The sequence below is a fragment of the Pseudomonas sp. MS01C9 genome (genome assembly GCF_058202755.1).
In genome coordinates this window covers 2,891,549-2,904,930 of sequence record NZ_CM177073.1, presented here as the reverse complement: position 1 = coordinate 2,904,930, position 13,382 = coordinate 2,891,549, and the positions used below count along the sequence as shown (strand labels likewise).

At 61.8% G+C, this 13,382-nt stretch carries 12 protein-coding genes and 1 pseudogene; 10 read left to right on the top strand and 3 right to left on the bottom strand.

The annotated features are described in order from the left end of the window. The first annotated feature begins 151 nt into the window (after positions 1 to 151). The 7 genes from hslV (at position 152) to AC1M7R_RS13275 (ending at position 8,146) form a co-directional block, all read left to right on the top strand. Positions 152 to 682, top strand: coding sequence for an ATP-dependent protease subunit HslV (gene hslV / locus AC1M7R_RS13305; RefSeq protein WP_072397973.1), 531 nt, complete (start codon positions 152 to 154; stop codon positions 680 to 682). Positions 683 to 736: 54 nt separating this feature from the next. Further along, positions 737 to 2,074 (top strand): ATP-dependent protease ATPase subunit HslU, encoded by a 1,338-nt coding sequence (gene hslU / locus AC1M7R_RS13300; RefSeq protein WP_072397972.1) that lies wholly within the window; start codon positions 737 to 739, stop codon positions 2,072 to 2,074. A 167-nt stretch (positions 2,075 to 2,241) separates the two neighbouring features. Further along, a complete protein-coding gene (locus tag AC1M7R_RS13295) occupies positions 2,242 to 2,619 on the top strand; it encodes a gamma-butyrobetaine hydroxylase family protein (protein WP_072397971.1) in 378 nt (125 codons plus the stop codon). 275 nt (positions 2,620 to 2,894) lie between these two features. Beyond that, entirely contained in the window at positions 2,895 to 4,574 is a 1,680-nt protein-coding gene (gene phaC / locus AC1M7R_RS13290; protein ID WP_072397970.1) for a class II poly(R)-hydroxyalkanoic acid synthase, read from the top strand. A 197-nt stretch (positions 4,575 to 4,771) separates the two neighbouring features. After that, on the top strand, positions 4,772 to 5,629 hold the full coding sequence (gene phaZ, locus AC1M7R_RS13285) for a poly(3-hydroxyalkanoate) depolymerase (RefSeq protein WP_072397969.1): 858 nt from the start codon (positions 4,772 to 4,774) through the stop codon (positions 5,627 to 5,629). A 156-nt stretch (positions 5,630 to 5,785) separates the two neighbouring features. After that, entirely contained in the window at positions 5,786 to 7,468 is a 1,683-nt protein-coding gene (phaC, locus tag AC1M7R_RS13280; RefSeq protein ID WP_072397968.1) for a class II poly(R)-hydroxyalkanoic acid synthase, read from the top strand. A gap of 57 nt (positions 7,469 to 7,525) precedes the next feature. Continuing rightward, positions 7,526 to 8,146: a TetR/AcrR family transcriptional regulator gene (locus AC1M7R_RS13275; RefSeq protein ID WP_072397967.1), complete on the top strand. Its 621-nt coding sequence runs from the start codon at positions 7,526 to 7,528 to the stop codon at positions 8,144 to 8,146. 98 nt (positions 8,147 to 8,244) lie between these two features. Here the strand turns inward: AC1M7R_RS13275 and AC1M7R_RS13270 are convergent, their stop codons facing one another. The 3 genes from AC1M7R_RS13270 to AC1M7R_RS13260 form a co-directional block, all read right to left on the bottom strand. Further along, complete coding sequence (locus AC1M7R_RS13270) at positions 8,245 to 9,150, bottom strand: phasin family protein (RefSeq protein WP_123596336.1); 906 nt, start codon at positions 9,148 to 9,150, stop codon at positions 8,245 to 8,247. A gap of 10 nt (positions 9,151 to 9,160) precedes the next feature. Next, positions 9,161 to 9,583, bottom strand: coding sequence for a phasin family protein (locus tag AC1M7R_RS13265; protein WP_072397965.1), 423 nt, complete (start codon positions 9,581 to 9,583; stop codon positions 9,161 to 9,163). Between the two features lie 266 nt (positions 9,584 to 9,849). Then, a complete protein-coding gene (locus AC1M7R_RS13260; RefSeq protein ID WP_072397964.1) occupies positions 9,850 to 10,125 on the bottom strand; it encodes a polyhydroxyalkanoic acid system family protein in 276 nt (91 codons plus the stop codon). A 156-nt stretch (positions 10,126 to 10,281) separates the two neighbouring features. Here AC1M7R_RS13260 and ubiE point away from each other — a divergent pair, with 156 nt between their 5' ends. From ubiE to ubiB, 3 genes and pseudogenes are all read left to right on the top strand, one after another. Then, entirely contained in the window at positions 10,282 to 11,052 is a 771-nt protein-coding gene (gene ubiE / locus AC1M7R_RS13255; protein ID WP_072397963.1) for a bifunctional demethylmenaquinone methyltransferase/2-methoxy-6-polyprenyl-1,4-benzoquinol methylase UbiE, read from the top strand. Continuing rightward, a pseudogene (locus AC1M7R_RS13250) lies at positions 11,052 to 11,676 on the top strand (ubiquinone biosynthesis accessory factor UbiJ). Before ubiE ends, AC1M7R_RS13250 begins: the two are co-directional and overlap by 1 nt. Continuing rightward, entirely contained in the window at positions 11,673 to 13,277 is a 1,605-nt protein-coding gene (gene ubiB / locus AC1M7R_RS13245) for a ubiquinone biosynthesis regulatory protein kinase UbiB (RefSeq protein ID WP_072397961.1), read from the top strand. The pseudogene AC1M7R_RS13250 and the gene ubiB overlap by 4 nt, the downstream one beginning before the upstream one ends. Positions 13,278 to 13,382: the final 105 nt, after the last annotated feature.

Sequence of the window (13,382 nt, the reverse complement as noted above, 5' to 3'; positions counted from 1 at the left end):
ACGGTGGCCACCCGAGCGACCCACTGTGGCGAGGGGATGAGCGAAACGCACCGCTCATCCCCTCTGGGCCCCCACGGTTGAAAAAAACCATACCACCCCCATATGAGTTTTCATCCGGGCATTTTCGCCCCGCTGCGTGGAGACTCTTCCCTTGACCACCATCGTTTCAGTCCGCCGTGATGGCAAAGTCGTCATGGGTGGTGACGGCCAGGTTTCACTGGGCAACACCGTGATGAAAGGCAACGCGAAGAAAGTCCGTCGCCTGTACCACGGCCAGGTCATCGCCGGTTTTGCCGGGGCCACCGCCGACGCTTTCACCCTGTTCGAGCGCTTCGAAGGCCAGCTTGAAAAACATCAGGGCCACCTGATTCGTGCCGCCGTCGAACTGGCCAAGGAATGGCGCACCGACCGCTCCCTGAGTCGCCTCGAAGCGATGCTCGCGGTTGCCAACAAGGACGCCTCGCTGATCATCACCGGCAACGGCGACGTGGTCGAACCCGAAGACGGCCTGATCGCCATGGGCTCCGGCGGTGCCTACGCCCAGGCGGCCGCCAGCGCACTGCTGAAAAAGACCGACCTGTCGGCCCGGGAGATCGTCGAGACTGCCTTGAGCATCGCCGGCGACATCTGTGTCTTCACCAACCATACCCAGACCATTGAGGAGCAGGATCTCGCGCAATAAGCCTGTTTCGGCCCAGCGCCACGGCTCATTCCTGCTCGAGGACCGTCAATTACCATGTCCATGACTCCCCGCGAAATCGTCCACGAACTCAACCGTCACATCATCGGCCAGGACGATGCCAAGCGCGCCGTAGCCATCGCCTTGCGCAATCGCTGGCGCCGGATGCAACTGCCCGAAGAGCTGCGCGTCGAAGTGACCCCCAAGAACATCCTGATGATCGGCCCGACCGGCGTCGGCAAGACCGAGATCGCCCGCCGCCTGGCCAAGCTCGCCAACGCGCCGTTCATCAAGGTCGAAGCCACCAAGTTCACCGAAGTCGGCTATGTCGGCCGCGACGTCGAGTCGATCATCCGCGACCTGGCCGATGCCGCCATCAAGCTGTTGCGCGAACAGGAAATCACCAAGGTGCGCCACCGCGCCGAAGATGCCGCCGAAGAGCGCATTCTCGATGCGCTGCTGCCGCCGGCGCGCATGGGCTTCAACGCCGACTCCGCCGCGACCCAGGATTCCAACACCCGCCAACTGTTCCGCAAGCGCCTGCGCGAAGGCCAGTTGGACGACAAGGAAATCGAGATCGAAGTCGCCGAAATGGCCGGCGTCGATATCTCCGCGCCGCCAGGCATGGAAGAGATGACCAACCAGCTGCAGAGCCTGTTCGCCAATATGGGCAAGGGCAAGCGCAAGAGCCGCAAGCTCAAGGTCAAGGAAGCGCTGAAGCTGGTACGCGATGAAGAGGCCAGCCGCCTGGTCAACGAAGACGAACTGAAAGCCAAGGCCCTGGAAGCAGTCGAGCAGCACGGCATCGTATTCATCGACGAGATCGACAAGGTCGCCAAGCGCGGCAATGTCGGCGGCGCCGATGTATCCCGCGAAGGCGTGCAGCGCGACCTGCTGCCGCTGATCGAAGGCTGCACGGTCAACACCAAGCTGGGCATGGTCAAGACCGACCACATCCTGTTCATCGCCTCCGGCGCGTTCCACCTGAGCAAGCCGAGCGACCTCGTACCGGAGCTGCAGGGTCGCCTGCCGATCCGTGTGGAGCTCAAGGCCCTGTCGCCGGAAGACTTCGAGCGCATCCTGAGCGAGCCCCATGCATCACTGACCGAACAGTACTGTGCGCTGCTCAAGACCGAAGGCCTGAACATCGAGTTCGCGCCGGAAGGCATCAAGCGCCTGGCGCAGATCGCCTGGCAGGTCAACGAGAAGACCGAGAACATCGGTGCCCGTCGCCTGCACACGCTGCTGGAACGCCTGCTCGAGGAGGTTTCGTTCAGCGCCGGCGACCTGGCCAGCGCCCACAACGAAGCGCCGATCCGCATCGACGCCGAGTACGTCAACAGCCACCTGGGCGAACTGGCGCAGAACGAAGACCTGTCGCGGTATATCCTGTAAGCCACCGACAGATGTCCGGCGCCAGTGAGAGCGAGCTTGCTCGCGATGGCGGCATAACATTCAACCCATGAGTTGACTGTCAAACCGTTATCGCGAGCAAGCTCGCTCCCATATGGACCGTGTCGCTTTTGCAGATCAAGGCATCCTTCCGAGACGGATCACAGGCCATGACCAAACTCCCCACCGCCATCAACCTGCACAAAGCCTCCAAGACCCTGACGCTCAGATACGCGCCGGACGAGGAGTACCACCTGCCCGCCGAATTCCTGCGGGTGCACTCGCCTTCCGCCGAGGTCCAGGGCCACGGCAAACCCATCCTGCAATATGGCAAGCTCAACGTTGCCCTGACCAAGGTCGAGCCGGCCGGCCAATACGCACTGAAACTGACCTTCGACGACGGCCATGACAGCGGACTGTTCACCTGGGACTACCTGTACCAGCTGGCGGTGCGCCAGGAAGACCTGTGGAACGATTATCTGGCCGAACTCAAGGCGGCCGGAAAAACCCGCGACCCGAACGAGTCCGTCGTCAAACTGATGCTCTAGCTCAAGGGCTGGCGCTTTAGGGCGCATTTTCTAGACTCATCTGCTTGAATCCCCCCGCGGCGAGGTCAATGACTGGCCTGCTTGCGAAAAAAATCAAACTCGGGTAACCAATGGACCTGGCAAGTTCCCTGCAAAGGAACTGGGGAGTTCCTTTGCATATGCTTCCTCATTGAGATCGATGCGGAATTAACGGTCACCCGAGCAGCGTACCCACCATGGGCTGTGCGGCTTTTACGGCATGGTCCGGGTACTCGTCTGACAATGGAGCGTCGTAGATGAGCAACAAAAACAACGATGACCTGAAGAACCAGGCCTCGGAAAATACCCTGGGCCTGAATCCCGTCGTCGGCTTGCGCAGAAAAGACCTGCTGGCCTCCGCCAGAATGGTGCTGACCCAGACCCTCAAGCAACCGCTGCACAGCGCCCGGCACGTCGCCCATTTCGGCGCCGAGCTCAAGAAGGTGCTGTTCGGCCAATCCGAGCTGCAGCCTTCGAGCGATGACCGTCGCTTCACCGATCCGGCCTGGAGCCAGAATCCCCTCTACAAGCGTTATCTGCAGACCTACCTGGCATGGCGCAAGGAGCTGCACGCCTGGATCGATGACAGCAACCTCCCGCCCCAGGACATCAGCCGCGGGCATTTCGTGATCAACCTCATGACCGAAGCCATGGCGCCCACCAATACCGCGGCCAACCCGGCGGCGGTCAAGCGCTTCTTCGAAACCGGCGGCAAGAGCCTGCTGGACGGCCTGTCCCACCTGGCCAAGGATCTGGTACACAACGGCGGGATGCCGAGCCAGGTCGACATGGGCGCATTCGAGGTGGGCAAGAGCCTGGGCGTGACCGAAGGCGCCGTGGTGTTCCGCAACGATGTGCTGGAGCTGATCCAGTACCGCCCCATCACCGAGCAAGTCCATGAGCGACCGCTGCTGGTGGTGCCGCCGCAGATCAACAAGTTCTATGTCTTCGACCTCAGCCCGGACAAGAGCCTGGCGCGCTTCTGCCTGCGCAGCAATGTGCAGACCTTCATCGTCAGCTGGCGCAACCCCACCAAGGAACAGCGCGAATGGGGCCTGTCCACCTACATCGAGGCCCTCAAGGAAGCAGTGGATGTGGTCACGGCCATCACCGGCAGCAAGGACGTGAACATGCTGGGCGCCTGCTCCGGCGGCATCACCTGCACCGCCTTGCTGGGCCATTACGCCGCACTCGGCGAGAAGAAGGTCAACGCCCTGACCCTGCTGGTGAGCGTACTCGACACCACCCTGGACACCGACGTGGCGCTGTTCGTCGACGAGCAGACCCTGGAGACCGCCAAGCGCCACTCCTATCAGGCCGGCGTGCTCGAAGGCCGCGACATGGCCAAGGTCTTCGCCTGGATGCGCCCCAACGACCTGATCTGGAACTACTGGGTCAACAACTACCTGCTGGGCAACGAACCACCGGTATTCGACATCCTGTTCTGGAACAACGACACCACGAGGCTCCCGGCGGCGTTCCATGGCGACCTCATCGAGATGTTCAAGACCAACCCGTTGACCCGGCCCAATGCACTGGAAGTGTGCGGCACGCCGATCGACCTCAAGCAGGTCACGTCCGACATCTTCGCCCTGGCCGGAACCAACGACCACATCACCCCGTGGAAATCCTGCTACAAGTCGGCGCAGCTGTTCGGCGGCAAGGTGGATTTCGTGCTGTCGAGCAGCGGCCATATCCAGAGCATCCTCAACCCGCCGGGCAACCCCAAGTCACGCTACATGACCAGCGAGGACATGCCGGCCAAGGCCGAGGACTGGCAGGAAAACTCCACCAAGCACACCGACTCCTGGTGGCTGCACTGGCAGGCCTGGCAGGCCGAACGCTCGGGCAAGCTGAAGAAGGCACCCAGCGTGCTGGGCAACAAGACCTATCCGGCGGGTGAAGCGGCGCCTGGCACGTATGTGCACGAGCGGTGATGGAGGCAACTCGTCTGCTGCGGGGGTGGGATGGCTCACGAATATATCCCGCCAGCCGACACTGAATGCAAGGCCCACAGCACTGGCGAACATAGAACCCATGTTCACAGCGCCCCCCTGTGGGAGCGAGCTTGCTCGCTCCCACAGGGATCCGGGAAAAAATGAATGACAGTGACCCAACCCACAGGGCTTGAAGCATGCCGCAACCGTACATCTTCCGTACCGTCGATCTGGATGGCCAGACCTTGCGCACCGCGGTACGTCCCGGCAAGCCTCACTTGACGCCTCTGCTGATTTTCAACGGCATCGGGGCCAACCTGGAGCTGGTATTTCCGTTTATCGAGGCCCTGGATCCGGACCTGGAGGTCATCGCCTTCGACGTCCCCGGAGTGGGTGGGTCGTCGACGCCCAGCCGCCCGTATCGCTTCCCGGGCCTGGCAAAGCTCGCCGCGCGGATGCTCGACTATCTCGACTACGGGCAGGTGAGCGTGGTCGGTGTGTCCTGGGGCGGAGCCCTGGCCCAGCAGTTCGCCCACGATTATCCGGAGCGCTGCAAAAAGCTGATCCTGGCGGCCACCGCCGCCGGGGCGGTGATGGTGCCCGGCAAACCGAAGGTGCTGTGGATGATGGCAAGTCCGCGTCGCTACGTTCAGCCATCGCACGTGTTGCGCATCGCCCCGCTGATCTACGGCGGCTCGTTCCGCCGCGACCCGCACCTGGCCACCAGCCATGCGGCCAGGGTCCGCTCGGCGGGTAAGCTCGGTTATTACTGGCAACTGTTCGCCGGCCTGGGCTGGACCAGTATCCACTGGCTGCACAAGATCCATCAGCCGACCCTGGTCCTGGCCGGCGACGACGACCCACTGATCCCTTTGATCAACATGCGCCTGCTGGCCTGGCGCATCCCCAATGCCCAGTTGCACATCATCGATGACGGCCATCTGTTCCTGATTACCCGGGCCGAGGCCGTGGCGCCCATCATCATGAAGTTTCTGCAGGAAGAACGTCAGCGGGCGGTCATGCATCCGCATCCCTCGCCGCACGGTGGCGGCTGACACCGCCTGTCGCGCGAGGCAGGACGCCGAAGCGCGCAACTTCCGAAACAGCGGCTATGTTGTCTGGTTCGGAGTGTTTGTTTTCGGGCTTTGCATGACGGGTTGCGCAAGCACTTTTCATCCAGAGCCTCAGCCTGATGACGAAGGAGTTGACTGATGCGCGACAAGCCGACGAAAGATTCGATGCCCGTCCCCGCCAACTTCATGAACGCACAAAGTGCGGTCACCGGCCTGCGGGGCAGGGACCTGCTGTCTACCTTGCGCAGCGTCGCCGCCCATGGCCTGCGCAACCCGGTGCACAGTGCCCGGCACGCATTGAAGCTGGGCGGTCAGCTGGGACGCGTCCTGCTGGGGGAAACCCTGCACCCCACCAGCCCGCACGACAAACGCTTCGCCGATCCCACCTGGCAGCTCAACCCTTTCTATCGCCGGAGCCTGCAGGCCTACCTGAGCTGGCAGAAACAGGTGAAGAGCTGGATCGACGAATGCGACATGAGCGCCGATGACCGCGCCCGCGCTCACTTCGCCTTCGCCCTGCTCAACGATGCCGTGTCTCCTTCCAACACCTTGCTCAACCCGCTGGCCGTCAAGGAGTTCTTCAACTCCGGCGGCAACAGCCTGGTGCGTGGCATCAGCCATCTGTTCGACGACCTGCTGCACAATGACGGGATGCCCCGGCAAATCAGCCCCCATGCCTTCGAAGTGGGCAAGACCCTGGCGAACACGCAGGGCGCGGTGGTGTTTCGAAACGAGATGCTGGAGCTGATCCAGTACCGGCCCATGAGCGAAAAGCAATACGCCAAGCCATTGCTGATCGTGCCGCCCCAGATCAACAAGTTCTACATCTTCGACCTGAGCCCTTCCAACAGCCTCGTCCAGTACGCACTGAAAAACGATCTGCAGGTGTTCATCATCAGTTGGCGCAACCCCGACGTGCGTCACCGCGAATGGGGCCTGTCCAGTTATGTCGAGGCGACGGAAGAAGCGATGAACGCCTGCCGGGCGATCACCGGCGCCCGCGACGTCAACCTGATGGGTGCGTGCGCCGGCGGGCTGATCATCGCGGCCCTGCAAGGCCATCTGCAAGCCAAGCGCCAACTGCGCCGGGTCGCCAGCGCCACATACCTGGTCAGCTTGCTGGACAGTGCGATCGACAGCCCGGCCACGCTGTTCATCGACGAGCAGACCCTCGAAGCCGCCAAGCGCCGCTCCTACCAGAAGGGTGTGCTCGATGGCCGGGACATGGCCCGGGTATTCGCCTGGATGCGTCCCAACGACCTGATCTGGAACTACTTCGTCAACAACTACCTGCTGGGCAAGGAGCCGCCGGCCTTCGACATTCTCTACTGGAACAACGACTCCACACGGCTACCGGCGGCCTATCACGGCGACCTGCTGGATTTCTTCAAGCACAACCCGCTGACCCGCCCCGGCGGGCTCGAAGTGTGCGGTACGCCGATCGACCTGCAGAAGGTGACCGTGGACAGCTTCAGCGTGGCCGGTATCAACGACCACATCACGCCCTGGGATGCGGTGTATCGCTCGACGCTGCTGTTGGGCGGTGAGCGCCGCTTCGTGCTGTCCAACAGCGGCCATATCCAGAGCATCATCAACCCGCCCGGCAGCCCCAAGGCCAACTACGTCGAGAATCCGAAACTGAGCGGCGATCCACGGGCCTGGTACTACGATGCAAAACACGTCGAGGGCAGCTGGTGGCCTCAGTGGCTGGGCTGGATCCAGGAGCGCTCCGGGGCCCGACGGGAAACCCAGATGACCTTGGGCAATGCGAATTACCCGCCTATGGACGCGGCGCCAGGCACCTATGTACGTGTGCGCTGAAGGCCACGACGTGCGGCCTGCTCATCGGCCGTGGCAACCCATCGACAAGAGGACCGGATGAAGACCCGTGATCGCATCCTTGAATGCGCCCTGCAGTTGTTCAACGACAAGGGCGAGCCGAACGTTTCCACCCTGGAAATCGCCAATGAGCTGGGTATCAGCCCTGGCAACCTCTACTACCACTTCCATGGCAAGGAGCCTCTGGTGCTGGGGCTCTTCGAGCGTTTCCAGGCCGAACTGTCCCCGCTGCTGAATCCACCCGCCGATGCGCAACTGGCACCGGAAGACTACTGGTTGTTCCTGCACCTGATCGTCGAGCGCCTGGCCCAGTACCGGTTCCTGTTCCAGGACCTGTCGAACCTGGCCGGCCGCCTGCCGAAACTGGCCAAGGGCATCCGCCAGTTGCTCAATGCACTGAAACGAACCCTGGCTTCCCTGCTGGCACAGCTCAAGGCACAGGGCCTGCTGGTCAGCGATACCCAGGCCCTTGGACAACTGGTGGAACAGATCACCCTGACCTTGCTGTTCTCGCTGGACTACCAGCGGATACTGGATCGCGAGGGCGAGGTCCGGCTGGTGGTCTACCAGATCATGATGCTGGTAGCACCGCACCTGCCGCCGTCGGCCAAGGTGGCGACCGAACGGTTGGCGTTGCGCTATCTCGAAGACCACGAATGACACCTGTGGGAGCAAGCCCGCTCAGCGCCGCTCCCCATCTGCCAAGCAAACAAAAACGCCCGACCTGAACAGGCCGGGCGTTTCGTTGTGTCCTGCAATCAGGACTGACTGGTAGGCGTCGATGGAGCCGGCGCTGGAGTCGGGGTGGCGACCGGGGCTGGAGCCGAGGCCGAGTTCGCCGTGCTCGCGACGCTTGCCGGAGCTGCAGGCTTGGCGACCGCTGTTGGCGCCTTGGGGGCGGCAGCTTTTGGCGTGGCCGGTTTTTTCGCTGCGGTTTTTTTCGCCGCGGCGGGTTTCGCGGCTGCTTTCACCGCCGGCTTGGCTGCGGGTTTGGCAGCAGGTTTCGCAGCCGCTGTTTTAGTCGCAGGTTTAGTCGCAGGCTTGGCTGCCGCTTTGGCTGCTGGCTTGGCCGCTACCGGTTTGGCCGCTGCCTTGGCTGCAGGCTTGGCCGCGGCGGTTTTGGTCGCGGGTTTGGCTGCTGCTTTCACCGCAGGCTTGGCAGCGGTTTTTGCCGCAGCCTTGACCAGTGGCTTGGCTGCCGTCTTGGCAGCCGGCTTGGCCGCAGCAGTCTTGGAGGCCACCGGAGCGACCTTGGCCCCGGTGAGTTTTTCGATTTGCTTGGTCAGGGCATCGACCTTGCTGTGCAACGCCTTGACTTCACTGTTGCTCGGCACGCCCAGGCGGGAGATCGCACTGTTCAGGCGCTTGTCGAAAGCCCCTTCCAGCTCGTCCCACTTGCCCAGCGCACGATCCTTCACGCCGCTCATTCGCGACTTGGCGGACCCGGCAGAGTCCTTGGCCGCATCGACCTGTTTGGCGACCGCCGTCTTGGTGAGTTTTTCGGCCTTCTCGCCGTCCTTAACCAGGGACTCGAAGAGTTTGCTGCCGTCAGTGTCGATCTTCGAGTACACGCCTAAACCAGCAAGCCAGATCTTGCGGGAATATTTTTCAATCTTCCCGGCCCACGAGCTGCTTTCTTTTTCGGTGATTTTTTTGCCAGCCATCCCGTTCTCCTTAATGTTTACGCGCCACACGTTCGAGCAATGCCGTCAGCTCATCGAGCTTGGCAGAGAGTGCCTCAACGTCATGTTTAGACGGAATGCCGATACGATTCAAGGCACTTGCAACACGGGCGTCGAATACCTTTTCGACTTTATCGAGCTGAACTTCAACCCTGGCCTTGAAAGTATTTGCTTCGGCCTTGGCTTCGTTCAGTTCGCTATTGGCTGCCTGAAGTTTCCCGGCGATGTTCTTTTTACCTTTGGTTTCAACAACTTCACCCGCCTTGATCAGCTCCTGGAAGTACTCGCTACCTTCCTGTCCGACTTTGACATAGGCGCCCAGGCCAGCCAGCCAGATCTTGCGCGCATAGGTTTTCACGTCGCTCAGGGTGGAAGATTCGATGTCGGTTTTTTTCTTCAGAACAACTTTGGCCATGGTGCACCTCACTGGAAAACAGATGGGATGAACGGCCCGCTGGGGGTCGGGCTCAGGGCAAAAGTAGTGACAATAATTAGAAACGGCACCCTAACAACGGAACACAAATCCGGATGACGATGATTTCCCTGTGAGAGCGAACCTGCTGGCGATGGCGCAGTGTCAGCCAAACTTGATGTGACTGGAACAATGCAATCGCAAGCAAGCTCGCTCCCGCTGGGTGGGGTGGTGAATTTCAACTTTGCATTCACCGCCCTTTCGGTCGATCAAGCCAACGCCTTATCCAGCGCCTTTTCGATTTCGCTCTTGATCGTGCCGCTCATGGCCGACATCAACATGCCCAGTTCCACATCGACGCGGATCGAATCCTCGCCTACATGCACTTCGCCCTTGACCCCGGAGCGCTTGAGTTTCAGGGTATCGCCTTCCCACTGCGGTTCCAGTCCATAGCTGTCGGACAACTTCTGCGCCAGCTTGTCGGCTTTCTCTCGTGCCGCTTCCTTGCCCAGGCCATGGGCACGTTCAACCGTTATACGGGCCATCGGATGACTCCTGTTTTATCGGGACTTGCCGGTAAGCTTCTGACCCTGACTGCGTCAAAACGTCCCGGCGGTGGTTCATCTTACCTTCAGCCTTGCCAAGACAAAGCCCTTCACCGGGGATTAGAATGTCCCGCATTCTTTTTTGGTGACAGCGATATGACTGATCAGCGCAAAGGCAGCGATGCCGAACCCACCACTCACTTCGGCTTCAAGAACGTGCCGGAAAGCCAGAAGGCGGAAAAAGTCGCTGAGGTTTTCCACTCGGTAGCCGCCAAATATGACTTGATGAACGACCTGCTCTCCGGCGGCATGCATCGTCTGTGGAAGCGTTTCGCGATCGAACTGTCGGGGGTGCGCAGCGGCAACCGCGTGCTGGATATCGCCGGCGGCACGGGTGACCTGACGAAGAAGTTCTCCCACATCGTCGGCCCGACCGGCCAGGTGGTGCTCGCCGACATCAACGAATCCATGCTCAAGGTCGGCCGCGACCGCCTGCTGGACCTGGGTGTGGCCGGCAACGTCGAATTCGTCCAGGCCGACGCCGAGAAGCTGCCGTTCCCCGACAACCATTTCGACTGCGTGACCATCGCCTTCGGCCTGCGCAACGTCACCCACAAGGAAGACGCCCTGCGCTCGATGCTGCGTGTGCTCAAGCCCGGCGGTCGCCTGCTGGTGCTGGAGTTCTCCAAGCCGACCAACGCGTTGATGTCCAAGGCCTACGACGCTTACTCGTTCGCCTTCATGCCGCTGATGGGCAAGCTGATCACCAACGACGCGGAAAGCTATCGCTACCTGGCCGAATCGATCCGCATGCACCCGGACCAGGAAACCCTGAAGTCAATGATGGTCGAGGCCGGTTTCGACCGCGTGACCTATCACAACATGACTTCGGGCATCGTGGCCCTGCACCGCGGTATCAAGCCCTGATGCTGCTCACCGGCCTGCTCGCCAGCGTCGAACTCGGCATCAACCGGGTCCTGCGCCTGGACAGCACGGCGCTGGCGCGCCTGACGCACCTGAGCGGCAGGGTGATCGCCGTGGACTGCCGCAGCCCGGCCTTGCGGCTGTTCATCCTGCCCAGCGACGAAGGCCTGATGCTCGCCGCCCACTGGGAAGCCGAGGCGGACTGTACCCTGCGCGCCTCGGCATCGAGCCTGCTGAACCTGGCCTTGAGCAAGGACAAGACAGCGGTGCTGCACAGCCCCGACGTGGAGCTGGACGGCGACAGTGGCGTGCTGCTGGAACTGGCGAAGATTCTCCAGGACCTGGAACTGGACTGGGAATACGAACTGTCCCGCTGGCTCGGCCCGGTGGCCACGCAATTGCTCGGCAGCCACCTGCGCAGCCGCACCCGCTGGTACCGCCAGGGCTTTGCCAGCCTGGGGCAGAATCTGAGCGAATACCTGGCCGAGGAATCGCGTACGCTTGTTGGCCGCCGCGAAGCCGAAGCCCGTTTTAGTGAACTGGACCGGATCAAACTCGATCTGGACCGACTCGAGGCGCGTTTCGAGCGCCTTTCCCGATCCCTTGAACCCAAGCGATAACGCATGAAGCTGCTTGCCGTCCGCCGTCTGTTGCGCATCCAGCGCGTCGTGATCCGCTACCGCCTCGATGACCTGCTGTTCGCCCTGCCGCTGCCCTGGTTCCTGCTGGCACTGCGTTTCGTGCTGCCCTGGCGTTGGTTTCCCCGTCGCACGCTGGAGCTGAGTCGCGGTGCGCGCCTGCGCCTGGCCTTGCAGGACCTGGGGCCGATCTTCATCAAGTTCGGCCAGATCCTTTCCACCCGGCGCGACCTGCTGCCCGAGGACATCGCTGACGAACTCATGCTGCTGCAGGATCGCGTACCACCGTTCGATTCCAAACTGTCGGTGGCGCTGATCGAGGAGCAACTGGGCAGGAAGGTCAGCGAAGTGTTCAGTCGCTTCGACGTCGAACCGCTGGCCTCGGCGTCAGTGGCCCAGGTCCATGCCGCGCAGCTCAAGAGCGGTGAAGAGGTGGTGGTCAAGGTCATCCGCCCGGGTCTCAAGCCGATCATTGCCCAAGACCTGGCGTGGCTGTTCATCCTCGCCCGCGCCGCCGAGCGGCTGTCGGCCGATGCGCGCCTGCTGCATCCGGTGGACGTGGTCCAGGACTACGAGAAAACCATCTACGACGAACTCGACCTGCTGCGCGAGGCCGCCAACGCCAGCCAGTTGCGGCGCAACTTCGAAGGCTCGCCGTTGCTCTACGTGCCGCAGGTCTACTGGGACTGGTGCCGCCCGAAAGTGCTGGTGATGGAGCGCATCTACGGGATCCAGGTGACCGACCTGGCGACCCTGGCCGACCAGCGCACCGACATGAAGCTTCTGGCCGAACGCGGCGTGGAAATCTTCTTCACCCAGGTGTTCCGCGACAGTTTTTTCCATGCCGACATGCACCCGGGCAACATCTTCGTCAGCACTGTGCAGCCCTGGAGCCCGCAGTACATTGCCATCGACTGCGGCATCGTCGGCAGCCTGACACCCGAAGACCAGGATTACCTGGCCCGCAACCTCTTCGCGTTCTTCAAGCGTGACTACCGCCGCGTCGCCCAGTTGCACATCGACTCCGGCTGGGTACCGGCCGAGACCAAGCTCAACGAATTCGAAGCGGCGATCCGTACCGTGTGCGAGCCGATCTTCGAAAAACCGTTAAAAGATATTTCATTCGGTCAGGTGCTGATGCGCCTGTTCCAGACCGCGCGTCGCTTCAACATGGAGGTCCAGCCGCAACTGGTACTGCTGCAGAAAACCCTGTTGAACATCGAAGGCCTCGGTCGCCAGCTGTACCCGGACCTCGACCTGTGGAACACCGCCCAGCCTTTCCTGGAACGCTGGATGCGCGAACGCGTCAGTCCCAAGACCTTGCTGGGCAACGTGCAGAGCCAGTTCGAGCAGATCCCGCACCTGGCCAACATGACCCGAGACCTGCTCGAGCGCATGTCCCAACCCCATGCCCAGGATCCATCGCCCCCCTGGAAACGACGCAAGGACGACTGGTTCCTGCGCCTGCTCGGTGCCGCGCACCTGGGTGGCGGCGCGGTGGTGGCGGCCGGTGGACCACTGAGCGAGCTGGGGCATTGGCCCGCCATTGTCATGATGGTGGTCGGTCTGTATCTGGTCGTTCGCCGATAGCAGGAATCAGCCGCAAGCTTTAAGCTGCAAGCCACAAGCTCCATACATACATAAATCTGCTTTTTACTTGCAGCTTGAAGCGCAAAGCTTGCCGCTGCCGTCAGG

Coding starts and splice junctions, on each gene's coding strand:
- hslU (WP_072397972.1), top strand. CDS start 737: ATGTCCATGACTCCCCGCGAAATCGTCCACGAACTCAACCGTCACATC.
- AC1M7R_RS13295 (WP_072397971.1), top strand. CDS start 2,242: ATGACCAAACTCCCCACCGCCATCAACCTGCACAAAGCCTCCAAGACC.
- phaC (WP_072397970.1), top strand. CDS start 2,895: ATGAGCAACAAAAACAACGATGACCTGAAGAACCAGGCCTCGGAAAAT.
- phaZ (WP_072397969.1), top strand. CDS start 4,772: ATGCCGCAACCGTACATCTTCCGTACCGTCGATCTGGATGGCCAGACC.
- phaC (WP_072397968.1), top strand. CDS start 5,786: ATGCGCGACAAGCCGACGAAAGATTCGATGCCCGTCCCCGCCAACTTC.
- AC1M7R_RS13275 (WP_072397967.1), top strand. CDS start 7,526: ATGAAGACCCGTGATCGCATCCTTGAATGCGCCCTGCAGTTGTTCAAC.
- AC1M7R_RS13270 (WP_123596336.1), bottom strand. CDS start 9,150: ATGGCTGGCAAAAAAATCACCGAAAAAGAAAGCAGCTCGTGGGCCGGG.
- AC1M7R_RS13265 (WP_072397965.1), bottom strand. CDS start 9,583: ATGGCCAAAGTTGTTCTGAAGAAAAAAACCGACATCGAATCTTCCACC.
- AC1M7R_RS13260 (WP_072397964.1), bottom strand. CDS start 10,125: ATGGCCCGTATAACGGTTGAACGTGCCCATGGCCTGGGCAAGGAAGCG.
- ubiE (WP_072397963.1), top strand. CDS start 10,282: ATGACTGATCAGCGCAAAGGCAGCGATGCCGAACCCACCACTCACTTC.
- ubiB (WP_072397961.1), top strand. CDS start 11,673: ATGAAGCTGCTTGCCGTCCGCCGTCTGTTGCGCATCCAGCGCGTCGTG.